This window comes from Kineococcus rhizosphaerae (genome assembly GCF_003002055.1).
Taxonomy (GTDB): Bacteria; Actinomycetota; Actinomycetes; order Actinomycetales; family Kineococcaceae; genus Kineococcus; species Kineococcus rhizosphaerae.
Window position 1 is genome coordinate 146,891 of sequence record NZ_PVZF01000007.1, and the last position, 15,100, is coordinate 161,990.

Genomic DNA, 15,100 nt, shown 5'->3' on the forward strand with positions numbered 1-15,100 from the left:
TCGCGGTGGGACGGCCGTCAGTCCGTCGGCCGCCACGGGTCGGGGGTGGACGGGACGGGGCGTCCCAGGTGGTGACCCTGACCGTGGGAGACCCCCAGGTCGCGCAGGCACTGCAGCTCGTGGACGTCCTCGATGCCTTCGGCGACGACCCGGGCGCCCGTCTGGTGGGCGAAGGTCGTCAAGGACGCCGCCAGCGCCCGCCGGGTGGCGTCGAGGTGGATGCCGCGGATCAGGCTCACGTCCAGCTTGATGAAGTCCGGTTGCAGGGCCAGCACGTGGCGCAGGCTGGCGAACCCGGCCCCGGCGTCGTCGACGGCGACGCGCAGGCCGTCCTCGCGCAACGGCGCCAGGTGCCGCAGCAGCCCGGGGTAGTCGTCGACCGCCTCGTGCTCGGTGATCTCCAGCACGAGGTCCTCGCGCGACCACCCGTCCAGCGCGCGGGCCAGGGCGGGCAAGGCGGCCAGGGCGGGACTGACGTTCAGCGACAGGAAACCGTCCCCGGCGGGACGCTGCCGCAGCGCTGCGCGCACCGCGGCGAGTTCCAGCTCCTGTCCCGCCCCCACCCGCGCGGCGTCGGCGAACCAGGTGTCGGGGGCACCGGCGGGGAAGCGGCTCAGCGCCTCGTGGCCCACCGGACGCAGACCGGCCAGCTCGACGACGGGCTGGTAGACCGGGCGCGGCCCCCCGTCGCGGTGCAGCGCGTCCAGCCGGGCCAGCACCGAGCGGCGTTCACGGACCCGGTGCTGCTCGTGGGTGAGCAGCTCCCCCAGCGCTTCGGCGATGATCTCCAGCACCCCGGCGTCACGTTCGCGCAGACCCGGCTGCGCGGTGGTCGACAGCGCGCACAGCGTCCCGTAGAGGCTGCCGTCGTCCAGGCGCACCGGGACGCCCACGTAGGCGCCGATGCCCACGGCGGTGGTGATGGGCAGGGTCGAGGTGAGCGGGTGCGCGTCGGCGTCCGCGACGACGGGTTCGAGGGAACCGTCCAGCACCCGCTGGCAGTAGGTCGCGCTGCGGTGGGTGTCGAACCCGCGCAGGTCGAGGGTGCCGGGAGCGCCGGCGGTGTTCCGCAACGTCCAGGTGTCACCGGAGAACTGCCCCAGGACGGCGGCGTCCATGCCCAGCTGACGACGCGCCACGTCGAGCAGCCGGTCGATGCGCGCGTTGAGCGCGGCACCGCCCACCGGCTGCGGGGTGGTCTCCAGCAGGTCCACCGGGAAGGGGCCCGCACCGGCCGCCGGGAACCGTTGCGCGGCGGCGGTGGCCACCTGCCCGGCCCGCGCGCTCTTGTCGGCGTACATGGCGGCGTCGGCCTCCCGCCACGCCGCGGCCAGGCCCGTCGCCGCGCGCCGGGTCGCCGCTCCCAGCGAGGCGTGCACCCCCGCCGCCCCCAGTCCCTCCCGCAGCCGGGCGAGCAGCGCGTCGGCCGTCGCGCGGTCCGCCGTGGGCAGCAGGGCCGCGAACTCGTCCCCACCGAGGCGGGCGAGCACGTCACCGGGGCGCAGGTGGGCGCGCACGACCTGGGCGGTCTGCACGAGGAGGGCGTCACCGGCGTCGTGCCCCTGCGTGTCGTTGAGCGTCTTGAGACCGTCCAGGTCCACCACGAGCACCGAGGCGGTGGACCCCAGCCGCTGGGCGCGGGCCTCCTCGGCGGTCAGGGCGCCGTCCCAGGCGCGGCGGTTGCCCACGCCGGTGAGGGCGTCGCGCTCGGCGACGGCCTCGGCCTGCTCCGCGCGGCGGGCCTCGTGCTCCAGGCGCAGCTCGTAGGACAGCACGGTGGCGAGCAGGTCCGCGGCCAGCTCGACCTCGGGCAGGTGCTGCTCCAGGGCCGGGTCCACCGCTTCGCGCCCACCCGCGCACAACGTGCCCAGCACGGTGCCGTCGGGACTGGTCAGCGGCACCGACAGGTAGGAGCGCCAGGGGAAGCCGGTGGCCCGCAGGGCGCGGGCCCACCCGGACTCCTGCTCCACCGCGACGGAGAAGCGCGGTGCCTGCCCCGCGTCCACCGCGCCGCAGAACGTGTCCTGCCAGAGCAGGACGTCGCCGGCGCGCAGACCGACGTCGGCGGCGTCGAGGGCGGACAGGACGACGTAGTCCTCCCCGTCGCGGCGCGCCACGGCCCAGGTCTCCAGGCCGACCCGCTCGTGCAGGTGCCGGAGGGTGGCCGCGGCCGCCGTGGCGAAGTCGTCCACGGCCACCGCGGTCGGCGCGACGAGCCCGGCGGGAGCGGACGACGGCGCGGGCGCGGGACGTGGTGGTGCCGCGCCGTCCGCGTCCTGCGCGTCCGTTCTCATCAGCAGCACCCGGGGTCGAGGTTCGCAGGGCGGAAGAAGGTGGCGGGGCCGCCCCCGGCGGGAGCGGCGGCGCCTCAGATGTCGCGGCGGGTGGTCTCGTGGCGGGTGGTGCCCGAGACGGGGTCGGCCGTCGTGACGCTCGTGGTCCGGCGGGTGCGGGGCCGGAAGAGGGCGAACTCGAGGATGAGCCCGAGCACGCCGACGAGCATGAGGATGACGCCGACGGTCCGGATGTCGATCCCGGAGACGGAGAAGGTCACCGCGAAGGTCAGGATCGCCCCGACGGCGAGCAGGAAGATGCTGGTGCCGAGTCGCATCCTCAGAGAGTGGCGCGCCTCGGCGTGATCCGCGCGCGGAAGGCGTGTCGCACGGGCGGGGCTCAGGTCGTCGCGAGCACGGAGCGCGCCAGGGAGTCGTGGGTGACGAGCGTGGAGACGAGGCCGCTGCGCAGGACGGTGGCGGTGGCCTCGGCGCGCAGGTCGCCGCAGGCCATGGCGATCACGTCGGGGGTGGCGTGCAGCTGGGGCCCGGTGACGCCGATGACCCGGTCGCTGAGGGCGTCGATCTCCTTGCCGCCCGGTCCGACGAGGACGCCGGTGACCTCCGCGACGACACCGGCGGCGGTCAGGGCCTCGCGATCGCCGTCCCCGAGGGCGTCGAGCGCCGTGGACTCCCCCGGCCGCCAGGCGCCGACGGACACGACGGCCTTGGTGAGCCGGTCGAGCTCGGCGAGGGCCTCGCTGATGCCGGACTGGGACCGCAGCGCGTCGGCGGTGGCGGCGTCGGGGACGGCGAGGGGGGCGTAGAAGGTGGTGGCCGACGAGCCGGTGGCCTCGGCGGCGCGGCGGACGAGCTCGACGGCGCTCTCCTCGACGTCGGGCCGGGGCAGGGCGCCGGAGAGCTGGACGAAGCGGCAGCCGAGGGTGGCCGAGAGGGTGGCCGCGAGCTGGGAGATGGAGCGCCCCCACGCGAGGCCGACGACGTCCTCGGCGGTGACGCTCTCCTCCAGCAGGCCGGCGGTGAACGCGGCGACGGCGCGGCGCTGGCCCTGGATCGAGTCGTCCTCGGGGCGCACGACGTAGACGGCCCGGATGCCGAAGCGTTCGCGCAGCGCGTCGGCGAGGTCCCCGTCGAGGGAGCTGGGCACGACGACCTGGATCTGCACGAGGCCGGCCTCCTGGGCGTCCGCCAGCAGGCGCGCGACCTTGAACCGGCTGACCCCGAGCTGCCGGGCGATCTCGACCTTCGTCAGGCCCTCGACGTAGAAGCGCCGGGCGGCCGCGGCGGCCAGGGCGAGGGCGCTGGTCGACAGGCGTCGGGACGCGGCACCACGGGCAGGCGTCTTCGCCATGGGCACCTCCTCGGGAGGACGGACTCGGGGACGGGGAGCGGCGTACGGAGTTGACAGTGACCCGGGCAGCGGGTCACGATCAGCACAGCTGAGACTAGCCCGCTCAGATGAGCGCTTGCAACGGTCGCAGACCGGGAGCACCACCGAGACGGCGACCCGGAACTCGGACCTTGTCGACGAAGACACTGGAGGGGACACGATGGCTGGACGTCAGAGCCCGCACCTCGGACCGAACGGGGCCGGCTCGACCTCGCGCATCAGCCGGAGGGCCGCCCTCGGCGGCACCGCCGGCCTGGGTGGCGCGGCGTTCCTGAGCGCCTGCGCCGGTGCGGGCGGCGGCGGGGGCGCGGGCGGCGGGGGCGGTGGCGGTGGCGACGACAAGAGCGTCAACGTGATCATGGTGAACAACCCGCAGATGGTCGACCTGCAGAAGTTGACGGCGGACAACTTCACCAAGGACACCGGCATCAAGGTCAACTACACCGTGCTGCCCGAGAACGACGTGCGCGACAAGATCAGCCAGGAGTTCTCCAGCCAGGCCGGCCAGTACGACGTCGCCTCCATCTCGAACTACGAGGTGCCGTTCTACTCCAAGAACGGCTGGCTCGCGCCCCTGGACGACTACATCTCCAAGGACTCCGAGTTCAACCAGGACGACATCCTCAAACCCCTCGCGACCGCCCTGACCGGCGACGACGGCAAGGTCTACGCCGAACCGTTCTACGGCGAGAGCTCGTTCCTGATGTACCGCAAGGACATCTTCGAGTCCAAGGGCCTGACCATGCCGGACAAGCCGACCTGGCAGGAGGTCGCGGACTTCGCCGCCCAGCTCGACGGCGCCGCCCCGGGCATGAAGGGCATCGCCCTGCGCGGCCAGCCCGGCTGGGGGCAGGTCTTCGCCCCGCTGACGACGGTCGTCAACACCTTCGGCGGCACCTGGTTCAACGAGGACTGGACCGCGCAGGTCAACGCGCCGGAGTTCGTCGAGGCCGTGAAGTTCTACGTCGACCTCGTCCGGGCCCACGGCGAGGCCGGTGCCCCGCAGGCCGGGTTCACCGAGTGCCTCAACGGCATGACCCAGTCGCAGGTCGCCATGTGGTACGACGCGACGTCGGCCGCCGGCTCCCTCGACGCCGCCGGTTCCCCGGTGGCCGGGAAGATGGGCTACGTCGCCGCCCCGGTCAACAAGACCGACTCCTCGGGGTGGCTGTACACGTGGGCGTGGGGCGTGCAGAAGGCGTCCAAGCGTCAGGAGAACGCCTGGAAGTTCATCTCCTGGGCCTCCAGCCAGAAGTACGAGGAGCTCGTCGGGTCGAAGGTCGGCTGGGCCTCGGTCCCCGCCGGCAAGCGCAACTCGACCTACGAGAACGCCGACTACCAGAAGTCCGCGGCCCCGTTCTACAAGGCGACCCAGGACGCCATCAACGCGGCGAACCCGAGCGACCCCGGCGTGCAGAAGCGCCCGGCGCCCGGCATCCAGTTCGTCGCGATCCCCGAGTTCGCCGACCTCGGGACGCAGGTCTCGCAGTTCATCTCCTCGGCCATCGCCGGCCAGACGAGCGTCGAGGACGCCTGCGACCAGGGCCAGGAGCTCGCGACGAAGCTGGTCACCGACAAGTACAAGAAGTGATCCCCGCCGCGGGTCCCCGGGCCGTCCCGGGGGCCCGCGGTCTTCCCGTCACCGGTCCCTGCAGTTCCCGCGGAAGCCTGAAGGACGTCCTTCCATGAGCGCAAGCACCGCCTCCAGCCACTCCAAGGTGGGCCCCGACCGGCCCCAGGTCCACGCGGGTTCGGCGCGCAAGGCCGCCGACTGGGCCCGCCGTGCTCCCCTGCTGCCCGCCCTGATCTTCACGATCGTCGTCACCCAGCTCCCGTTCGTGGCGACCATCGTCATCTCGTTCATGAACTGGAACTCGTACTACCCGCAGGACCGGGGCTTCGGCGGGGTCAGCAACTACGTCTCGGTCTTCACCAACGCCCAGCTCCGCTCGGCCGTGGTGAACACCGTGATCCTCACCGTCACGGTCGTGCTGGTCAGCCTCGTGCTGGGCATGCTCATCGCGCTGCTGCTGGACCGGAAGTTCGCCGGTCGCGGCGCCGTGCGCACCATGATGATCGCGCCGTTCCTCGTCGTCCCGATCGCCGCGGCCCTGCTGTGGAAGCACGCCCTGTTCAACCCGAACTACGGCCTGCTGAACGGCACGCTCAACGCGATCTGGAAGCTGTTCGGCTCGGACTCCGCCCCGCAGGTCGACTGGCTGTCCACCGCCCCGAAGATCGCCATCGAGGTGTCCCTCGTCTGGCAGTGGACGCCGTTCATGATGCTGATCCTGCTGGCCGGGCTGCAGTCCAAGCCCGCCGACGCCGAGGAGGCCGCCCGCATGGACGGCGCCACGAGCTTCCAGATCTTCCGCTACCTGACGTTCCCGCACCTGCGGCAGTACCTCGAGCTCGGCGGTCTGCTGGGCGCCATCTACATCGTCCAGAACTTCGACGCCGTGTTCACCATCACCGCCGGCGGCCTGGGGACGGCGAACCTGCCGTACACGATCTACCAGACCGTGTTCTCGGCCCACGACTACGGCCTCGCCTCCGCCATGGGCGTCGTCGTCGTCATCGCCACCATCGTCGTCGCGACCTTCGCCCTGCGCGTCGTGTCGAGCATGTTCAAGCAGGAGGCCGGTCGATGAGCACCCTCACCGCGACCATCCCCGGGACCAACGTCTCCACGTCGCGCCGGGACCAGAAGGCCCGCTCGATGAACCGCAGCAAGCCGCTGTGGAGCGTGCTGGCCTGGATCGTGGGCGTCCTGTTCGTCCTGCCCGTGCTGTGGATGGTCCTGACCTCCCTGCACTCCGAGCCCGACGCCGCGACCAACCCGCCGTCGATCGCGGCCGCCCTCACCCTCGACGGGTACCGCTCGTTCTTCTCCGCCCAGCCCGCCGCACCGCTGATCAACTCGGCGATGGCCTCGATCGTCTCCACGCTCCTCGTCCTGTGCCTGGCGATCCCGGCCGCCTTCGCCCTGTCGATCCGCCCGGTCCAGAAGTGGACCGACGTCATGTTCTTCTTCCTGTCGACGAAGTTCATGCCGCTGGTCGCCGGGCTGCTGCCGCTGTACCTGTTCGCCACCAAGACCGGCACGCTGGACAACATCTGGCTGCTCATCGTCCTGTACACGTCGATGAACCTGCCGATCGCGGTGTGGATGATGCAGTCCTTCCTGGCCGAGGTGCCCGGCGAGATGCTGGAGGCCGCCTCCATCGACGGTGCCGGGCTCATCCGGATGCTGTGGTCGATCGTGCGCCCGGTCGCGATGCCGGGCGTCGCGGCCACCGCGCTCATCTGCTTCATCTTCAGCTGGAACGAGCTGCTGCTGGCCCGCACCCTGACCAACACCGTCGCCAGCACCGCCCCGGTGTTCCTCACCGGGTTCGTCACCAGCCAGGGCCTGTTCCTGGCCCAGCTGTGCGCCGCCGCCACGGTGATCTCGCTGCCCGTGCTCGTCGCCGGGTTCGCCGCCCAGGACAAGCTCGTGCAGGGTCTGTCCATGGGTGCCGTCAAGTGACCGCCGGCGAAGTGACCGTACCGAACCACGGGAGTCCTGCTGTGAGCCTGCCCCTGACCACGGAGAACCTCGCCGCGATCGGCGCAGAGGTCCCCGTCCCGAGCTACGACCGTTCGCAGGTCACACCCGGGATCGTCCACCTCGGCGTCGGCGGGTTCCACCGCGCCCACCAGGCCATGTACCTCGACCGCCTGATGAACGACGGTGAGGCCCTGGACTGGGGCATCCGCGGGATCGGCGTCCTGCCGCACGACGCGCGGATGAAGGAGGTCATGGACGCGCAGGACGGGCTCTACACCCTCGTCCTGAAGGACCCCGACGGGTCGCGCGAACCGCGCGTGATCGGCTCGATACTGGACTTCCTGCACGCGCCGGCCGACCCCGACGCCGCGATCGAGGCCATGGCCGACCCGCGCATCCGGATCGTGTCCCTCACCGTGACCGAGGGCGGCTACAACATCGACGCGGTGACGGGCGAGTTCGTCCTCGACGAGCCCGGGGTGGCCGCCGACCTCACCGACGGCGCGGTCCCCCGGACGTCGTTCGGCCTGGTCACCGAAGCGCTGCGCCGTCGCCGCGACCGCGGCGTCCCGGCGTTCACCGTGATGTCCTGCGACAACATCCAGGGCAACGGGCACGTCGCGCGCAAGGTGTTCACCACGTTCGCCACCGCCAAGGACGCCGAGCTCGGCGCGTGGATCTCCGAGAACGTGCGGTTCCCGAACTGCATGGTCGACCGGATCACCCCCGGCACCACCGACGACGACCGGGCCGAGGTGACCGACCGGTTCGGGATCGAGGACGCCTGGCCCGTCGTGTGCGAGCCGTTCGTGCAGTGGGTCCTCGAGGACGACTTCGGCCTCGGCCGGCCCCCCTACGAGGACGCCGGCGTCCAGGTGGTCGACGACGTCGAACCGTACGAGCTCATGAAGCTGCGGCTGCTGAACGCCAGCCACCAGGCCCTGTGCTACTTCGGCTACCTCGCCGGGTACCGCCTCGTCCACGACGTCGCCCAGGACCCGCTGTTCGCGACGTTCCTGCTCGCCTACATGGAACGCGAGGGCACCCCGACCCTGGCGCCCGTCCCGGGCATCGACCTCGACGCCTACCGGCGCGAGCTCATCAGCCGCTTCTCCAACGGCGAGGTGCGCGACACCGTCGCCCGGCTGTGCAACGAGAGCTCGGACCGGATCCCGAAGTGGCTCATCCCCGTGATCAAGGAGCAGATCGCCTCCGGCGGGGAGTTCTTCCGCGCTGCGGCCGTCGTCGCGAGCTGGGCCCGCTACGCCGAGGGCGTCGACGAGCAGGGCGAGCCGATCGAGGTGTCCGACCGGATCGCCGAGCGGCTCGTCGCCACCGCGCAGAAGAACCGGACCGACCCGACGGCCTTCATCGCCGACCGGTCCCTGTTCGGCGACCTCGCCGACGACGAGGGGTTCGTCGCGGAGTACACCGCGACGCTCGCGTCCCTGCACGCCAAGGGCGCCCGGGCGACGCTGGAGGACCTCGTCGCCCGCTGAGGGCGCGGCCCCAGGAATCGGCACGTTGCCTCCACGGTCCCGTTCATCGAGACCGCGGAGTCAACGTGCCGATTCGCTGCCGCCGTGCAACTGCCACAGCAGCAACGCGGTCCGGGCCCGGTACCGCCCCTGCGGCGTCCGGACCTCGAAACCGAGCACGGCCTCGACGCCGTCGAGCCGGTAGGCCGCGCTGGAGTGGTGCAGGTGCACCGCGGCCGCCGCCTCCCGCACCGACTTCAGGTGGCAGGCCGCTTCCAGCAGCTGCAGGTCCAGGTCGCCGCCGCGGCGCGCGGCCAGGGCGTCCACCGCCTGCACGTCGGGCTGGGCCTGGACGACCTCCTCCGGCACGTCGGCCAGCACGACGACGGCGCCGAGCGCGCTCAGCCGCTGCCAGGGTGACCACTGACCACCCAGCGCCGCGAACCGCACGCCCCGGCGCACCGCCGTCCAGGGGGCGGCGCAGCGCTCGACGGGCACCGCGTCCCCGACGCAGGCCACCACGCCGGGGGGCAGCGCGGGCTCCGGCGTCGTCCCGGCGCTGAGCAGCAGCACGGCCAACCGGTCGCTGAGCGCCGTCCCGACCACCCGCCGGCCGGTCTGGTCCACCAACGCGGTGCGGACCGCGGCCAGCGCCTCCTCCACGCCGGAGGCGGCGGCGAGGGCGATGGGCACCACCAACTGGCCGGGGGCGAACCCGAGCAGCCGCACCGCGCGGGAGACCTCCGCCTCCCCCGCGCCGCCACCACCGCGCAGGAGGACCTGCAGGACCGCGGGGTCGGCCAGTCCGAGGTGCGCCGGGGGCGCCTCGGCGGCGGCCCGGCCGCTGACCGCGGCCATCGTCAGCGCCATCCGGGCCAGGATGAGGTCGTCCCAGTCCGCCGAACCGGCGCACCGGTCCAGCCACACCCGGCCGACCCCGCTGCCGTCGACGACGACGTCGTGCACCGAGGCGTGGTCGGAGGGGCCCGTGGCGCCCAGTGCGCGCCCGTCCTGGGTGATGCTCACCGCGATGCCGAGCCGGTCGTCGACGGCGCCGGCGGTGGCCTCGGCCAGGACCGCGGTGGCCCGGACCACGGCTTCGAGGTCGGCCCGGTGCATGACCAGCTGGTCGAAGAACTCGATGAGGCGCAGGCCGCGTTCGGCGTCGGAGTCCAGGCTGGCGAGCTTGCGCAGCAGTCCCTGCATCAGCGGAGCGTAGACCCGGGGCCCGTCGGCTCCAGCCGCCACGTGGCGGACGCGGGACGGGCAGCGTGCGCCGCGCGGCGGTCGCCGCGGACCGGCCCGGTGAGGATGCTGACCGGGGTGAACGGCACGCGCACCCTGGACCCCGAGCTGGCCGCCCTGGCCACGCTCATCCCCCTGATCGACCTGCACGACATGGAGCAGGCCCGGCGGATCGAACGCACCGTGGTCGAGGAGATGCACCGCGGCTCCCACCCCGGCCCCGTCGAGCACCACAGCGCCCCCCGTCCGGACGGGAGCGGCGTCGCGCTGACCCTGCGTCGCCCCCGGCCGGCCTCCCGGCGCATCCCCGGCGCGGTCCCGCGCGCCAGCCTGCCCGTCCTGGTGTTCCTGCACGGCGGCAGCTTCGTGACCGGTGGCCTGCACACCGAGGAGGAGCGGTGCGGGTACTACGCCGACGCGACGGGTTGCGCGGTGCTGTCCGTCGACTACCGCCTCTCGCCCGAGCACCCCTACCCGGCGGCGCTGGACGACTGCGGGTGGGTCCTGGACTGGCTGGCGGACAACGCGGCGGGTCTGGGACTGGACCCCACCCGGGTCGCGATGGGGGGCCTGTCGGCCGGTGGTGCGCTGGCGGCCGGGACGGCGTTGAGGTGGCGCGACGCCCGGCGCACCGCAGCCGGTGGTGGAGCCCGCCTGCAGGTGGTGCTCCAGCTGCTGCTGCACCCGGTGCTGGACGGGACGCTGGGCACGGCGTCGGTGAGGCTGTTCGAGGACACGCCCATCATCACCGGGCAGCACCTGCGCGACTGCTGGGCGATGTACCTCGGGGTGGGGCTCGGCGACGACGAGGGGTTGCAGGCCGCGGTCCGTGCGCCGTCGGCGCGCTACGCCTCCCCGGGCCGGGTGGACGACCTGGCCGGGCTGCCACCCGTCTTCCTGTCGACCGCCGAGTTCGACCCGTTGCGCGACGAGGGACTGTCGTTCGCCCTCGGCCTGCTGGCGGCGGGGATCCCGGTGGAGCTGCACCACTACGCCCGCGCGTTCCACTCCTTCGACTCCTTCAGCGCCACCCGCATGGGGCGCACCGCCCTGGCCGCGCACGTCGACGCCCTGCACGCGGCGTTCCGGTAGCGCGCGGAACCACCGCCGACTGACGGAAGAGCACCGCGGTTTCTCCGCCGCCTGGACCTGGGAGGCGCAGGTGGCGGTTCCTACTCTCGACGACGTACAGCACCGGAGGGCGACGACGCCCGGGAAAGGACCTTCGACGATGAAGCGCTCACGTCCGACCACCACGTCCACGACGGGAACCACCGCACGAGTTCTCACCGCGGTCGCCGCCACCTCCTCGGCGCTGCTCCTGCTCGCCGGGTGCGGGAACGGCACCGCACCGGCGAGTTCGACCGGTGCCGGCGGTTCCGCCCCGGCCGCGCTGAACGGCAACCGCAGCGTGCAGTTCGTGAACCCCCTCCCGAACTACCCCGCCTGGCGCGCCGCCGGGGACTGCATGGCGGCGGAGGCGAAGGCCAAGGGGGTGGAGTTCACCGAGACCGGCCCGACCGGCCAGGCCATCGACGCCACCACGATGATCGAGCAGGTGCAGTCGGCCATCGCGAACCGGAAGGGCGCGATCATCACCCTGCCCGCCTCCGACGCCTTCACCCCGCTGCTGCAGCAGGCGCAGAACGCGGGGATCGTCACCGAGACCTTCTACGGCACCGGTGCCGCGCACACCGGCGCCGACATCAACGTCGGCCTGGACTGGAACGAGCTCGGGGAGCTGTACGTCGGGGAGATCGCGAAACTGCCCGGTGAGCAGAAGCTCGGTCTGATCGCCTCCGCCGACACCGGACTGGGCAAGGCGTGGCTGGACGGGATGGAGCAGGCCGCGGCGAAGACGGAGAACGTCGAGGTGGTCGGCGAGGTCTACACCGGCGACGACTCCGCCAAGGCCCTGGCCCAGACCAACGCCCTGCTCACCGCCCACGGCGACCTCACCGCCATCGCCACCCACATGGGCACCGTGACGCAGGGCGCCGTCAGTGCGCTCACGGCCAAGGGCCTGGCGGGGAAGCTCGCCTACCTCGGCAACGGACCGGACAACGGCGGGCGCGAGGCGCTGGCCGACGGGTCGGCCTACCGGCTGCTCCTGCAGGACCTCTGCACCGCGGGCAAGGACGGTCTGGACGCGGCCCTGGCCAGGATCGACGCCGGTCGCACCGCCACCGACGGGGCGGCGCAGTTCATCCAGGTCGGTACGGCCATGGGCACGAAGGACGACCTGCAGCAGTACCTCGACGAGGGGTGGCACTGATGGCCCGCCAGGCCGGTGCACCGGGCCCGGCCTCCCCCACCGGGACCCCCGGCCTCGTCCCGACCCTGGAACTGCGGGGCATCGCCAAGTCCTTCGGATCCGTCCGCGCCCTGGAACGGGTCGACTTCTCCGCCCACGCCGGCGAGGTGCACGCCATCGTCGGTGACAACGGCGCCGGCAAGTCCACCACCATCAAGATCGTGACCGGCCTGCACCGCGGCGACGAAGGAACCATCCACGTCGCCGGGGAACGGCTCGACCTCGCCCACGACGCCTCCGACGCCCGCAGCCGGGGCATCGCCGTCGTCCACCAGGACCTGGCCCTGGTGGAGTGCCTCGACATCTCCACGAACATGGCCCTGGGGAACCTCCCCCGCCGCTTCGGGGTCCTGGACCGGCGCCGCATGGACCGCGAGGCGGCTCAGGTGCTGCGGGACCTGCAGGTGCGCGTCGGGGACGTCAGGACACCGGTGGGGTTGCTCTCCGGCGGTCAGCGGCAGGTCGTCGCCATCGCCCGGGCCGTGCGCATGGACACGCCGATCGTGCTGCTCGACGAACCCACCGCGGCGCTCGGGGTGCAGGAGTCCGCGCGCGTCGGGACCATCCTCGACAACCTCAAGGCCGCGGGCAAGGCCGTCATCTGCATCAGCCACGACCTGGAGTTCGTCTTCCGGCACGCCGACCGCATCACCGTGCTGCGGCTCGGACGCACCGTCGGCACGCGCGAGGTGGCCCGCACCACCCGCGACGAGGTCATCTCCCTGATCACCGGACTCGCCCACGACGAAGGCAGCGCAGCGTGAACAGCACCCCGGCCCCCGGTCCGACCACCACCGCACCCGCCCCCACCCCGCCGGTGACCGGCCCCGAGGAGGGAGGAACCCGACGCACGGCGGGGACCACCGCCCGCGGGATCCTGCTGCGTCAGGAGACCACGCTGCTGGCGGTCGTCGTCGTGATCGGCGCCGTCACCGCGGCGAAGAACCCGGCGTTCCTCTCTGCGGACAACCTGCTGGAGGTGCTGCGCAGTTCCGTCGTGTACTTCGTCATGGGCTGCGGCGCGGCGCTGCTGGTCATCGGCGGTGGCCTCGACTTCTCCGTCGGGGCGGGTTTCACGCTGGGGGCGCTGACCTCCACCAGCCTCATGAGCCACGGGCTGTGGTGGCCGCTGGCGGTGCTCGCCGGCCTGGCGGCCGGAGCCGCGCTGGGAACCGTCAACCACCTGGTCATCTCCCGGCTGCACGTGCCACCGATCATCGCCACGCTGGGGACGTTCTTCGTCTGCCTGGGACTGAACACCCAGATGACCGGCGGGGTCGACGTGCTCCCCCTCCCCCAGCCCTTCCTCGTCTTCGGGCAGGGCACCTTCGCCGGTCTGCCGAACGTCATCTGGTTCGCCCTGCTCACCGGGATCGTGTTCTGGTTCCTGCTCGAGCACACCCGGTTCGGCGTCGACGTCCGCGCCCTCGGCGGGAACCGGCAGGCCGCCGTCGGGAACGGGCTGCGGACCACCCGCATCGACCTGGCCCTGTACGTCGTCGCGGGCGTCACGGCGGCGTTCGCCGGCGTCGTCTACTCCGCCCGGGTGGGTGCCGGTCAGGTCGAGGCCGGCGGGTCGTCCACCACCCTCGTCGTCGTCACCGCGGTCCTCATCGGGGGAGTCTCGCTGCTCGGCGGCCTGGGGTCGATCACCGGTGTCGCCGTCGGGGCGGTCCTGCTGTCGGTCATCGACAACGCGCTGATCGTCGCGGCCGTCCCGCCGCAGTACAACAACATCGTGGTCGGGACCATCCTCATCGCCGCCGTCGCGGTCGACCACCTGCGCCGCCGCCGGCTGTACGACCGGCGATGACGACCCTCGACCCCGACGTGGCCGCCGCCCTGCGCGACCTGGACGGTCTGCTGCCGCGCACCGCGCCCGACAGCCCACCGGCGGCGGTGCGCGAGCAGTACCGGCTCGTGCTGAGCCACCTGCGCACCGGCACCCCGGCGGAGTTCAGCGGTTCCAGCGTGGACGCCGCCGTTCCGGGCCCGCACGGTCCCGTGCCGGTGCGCCGGTACACCCCGCACGGCTGGCGAGCCGGCGGACCCGTCGTCGTGTGGATCCACGGCGGCGGCTGGGTGGTGGGGGACCTGGACTCCGCCGAACCCTCCGCGCAGACCCTGGCCGCGGCGACCGGAGCCCACGTGGTGTCCGTCGGCTACCGCCTGGCCCCGGAGAACCGCTTCCCCGCCGCCCTGCAGGACTGCCTGGCCGTGGTGCGTTGCGAAGCCGGGAGAACCTCCCGGCTGGGGGTCGGCGGGGATTCCACGGGCGGGAACCTCGCCGCCGCGGCCGCGCTCGCCGCCCGCTCGGCGGGTGCCGCCGTCGACGCCGTGCTGCTGGTGTACCCCGCCCTCGACGCGCGCACGGGCAGCGACTCCTACCGGACCTTCGCCGACGGCCCCTTCCTGACCCGGGCCGCCATGGAGTACTACTGGGCCGCCTACGGCGGCGGGGCCGAGAGCGCCGACCCCGCGGACCCGCACCTGCAGCCGTCCCGCGCGGGCGACCTGCAGCGCTTCCCCCCCACCGTCCTGACGACCGCGGGTTTCGACCCGCTGCAGGACGAGGGCACGGCCTTCGCGGGCCGGCTCGCGGCCACCGGGACCCCGGTCCTCCACCTGCACGCTCCCGCGCTGCCGCACGGGTGGCTGGAGATGACCGACCGGTCGCCCGCCGCGCTGGCCGAACGCACCCGGACCTGGCGGGCGTTCGGCGCTCTCCTGCGGCGGCCCGACCCGTCCACCGCGCGGGAGGTGCTCCGGGAACCGGCACGTTGACTCCACGGTCCCTTTCACCGGGACCGGGGAGGCAACGTGCCGTCC

Annotated in this window: 13 protein-coding genes; 9 read left to right on the forward strand and 4 right to left on the reverse strand. The window is 72.9% G+C overall.

Going from position 1 to position 15,100, the window contains the following annotated elements; translation table 11 throughout:
• Positions 1-17: 17 nt before the first annotated feature.
• The 3 genes from CLV37_RS14725 to CLV37_RS14735 form a co-directional block, all read right to left on the reverse strand.
• Positions 18-2,294 (reverse strand): EAL domain-containing protein, encoded by a 2,277-nt coding sequence (locus CLV37_RS14725; protein ID WP_146149420.1) that lies wholly within the window; start codon positions 2,292-2,294, stop codon positions 18-20.
• Between the two features lie 74 nt (positions 2,295-2,368).
• A complete protein-coding gene (locus tag CLV37_RS14730) occupies positions 2,369-2,611 on the reverse strand; it encodes a DUF6458 family protein (protein WP_106211662.1) in 243 nt (80 codons plus the stop codon).
• A 62-nt stretch (positions 2,612-2,673) separates the two neighbouring features.
• Entirely contained in the window at positions 2,674-3,645 is a 972-nt protein-coding gene (locus tag CLV37_RS14735; protein ID WP_106211664.1) for a sugar-binding transcriptional regulator, read from the reverse strand.
• Positions 3,646-3,844: 199 nt separating this feature from the next.
• On the opposite strand from CLV37_RS14735, the gene CLV37_RS14740 reads away from it, so the two are divergent.
• The 4 genes from CLV37_RS14740 (at position 3,845) to CLV37_RS14755 (ending at position 8,733) form a co-directional block, all read left to right on the forward strand.
• Positions 3,845-5,275 (forward strand): ABC transporter substrate-binding protein, encoded by a 1,431-nt coding sequence (locus CLV37_RS14740; RefSeq protein WP_106211666.1) that lies wholly within the window; start codon positions 3,845-3,847, stop codon positions 5,273-5,275.
• Positions 5,276-5,369: 94 nt separating this feature from the next.
• Positions 5,370-6,335, forward strand: a complete 966-nt coding sequence (locus CLV37_RS14745) for a carbohydrate ABC transporter permease (protein ID WP_106211668.1) — start codon at positions 5,370-5,372, stop codon at positions 6,333-6,335.
• A complete protein-coding gene (locus tag CLV37_RS14750) occupies positions 6,332-7,213 on the forward strand; it encodes a carbohydrate ABC transporter permease (protein WP_106211670.1) in 882 nt (293 codons plus the stop codon). The genes CLV37_RS14745 and CLV37_RS14750 overlap by 4 nt, the downstream gene beginning before the upstream one ends.
• Positions 7,214-7,254: 41 nt before the next feature.
• Complete coding sequence (locus tag CLV37_RS14755; RefSeq protein ID WP_106211672.1) at positions 7,255-8,733, forward strand: mannitol dehydrogenase family protein; 1,479 nt, start codon at positions 7,255-7,257, stop codon at positions 8,731-8,733.
• 60 nt (positions 8,734-8,793) lie between these two features.
• On the opposite strand, the gene CLV37_RS14760 is transcribed toward CLV37_RS14755, so the two are convergent.
• Positions 8,794-9,918, reverse strand: a complete 1,125-nt coding sequence (locus CLV37_RS14760; RefSeq protein ID WP_106211674.1) for a helix-turn-helix domain-containing protein — start codon at positions 9,916-9,918, stop codon at positions 8,794-8,796.
• 105 nt (positions 9,919-10,023) lie between these two features.
• Between CLV37_RS14760 and CLV37_RS14765 the strand changes: the two genes are divergently transcribed.
• The 5 genes from CLV37_RS14765 to CLV37_RS14785 all read left to right on the forward strand — a co-directional run bounded on the left by CLV37_RS14765 (position 10,024) and on the right by CLV37_RS14785 (position 15,055).
• Positions 10,024-11,049: an alpha/beta hydrolase gene (locus CLV37_RS14765; protein ID WP_106211676.1), complete on the forward strand. Its 1,026-nt coding sequence runs from the start codon at positions 10,024-10,026 to the stop codon at positions 11,047-11,049.
• Positions 11,050-11,188: 139 nt separating this feature from the next.
• Positions 11,189-12,232, forward strand: coding sequence for a sugar ABC transporter substrate-binding protein (locus CLV37_RS14770; RefSeq protein ID WP_106211678.1), 1,044 nt, complete (start codon positions 11,189-11,191; stop codon positions 12,230-12,232).
• Positions 12,232-13,035, forward strand: a complete 804-nt coding sequence (locus CLV37_RS14775; RefSeq protein WP_106211680.1) for an ATP-binding cassette domain-containing protein — start codon at positions 12,232-12,234, stop codon at positions 13,033-13,035. The genes CLV37_RS14770 and CLV37_RS14775 overlap by 1 nt, the downstream gene beginning before the upstream one ends.
• The gene (locus CLV37_RS14780; protein ID WP_106211682.1) at positions 13,032-14,084 is read left to right on the forward strand and encodes an ABC transporter permease; all 1,053 of its coding nucleotides are present in this window, start codon (positions 13,032-13,034) and stop codon (positions 14,082-14,084) included. Before CLV37_RS14775 ends, CLV37_RS14780 begins: the two co-directional genes overlap by 4 nt.
• Positions 14,081-15,055, forward strand: coding sequence for an alpha/beta hydrolase (locus CLV37_RS14785; protein ID WP_106211684.1), 975 nt, complete (start codon positions 14,081-14,083; stop codon positions 15,053-15,055). Before CLV37_RS14780 ends, CLV37_RS14785 begins: the two co-directional genes overlap by 4 nt.
• The last annotated feature ends 45 nt before the right edge of the window (positions 15,056-15,100 follow it).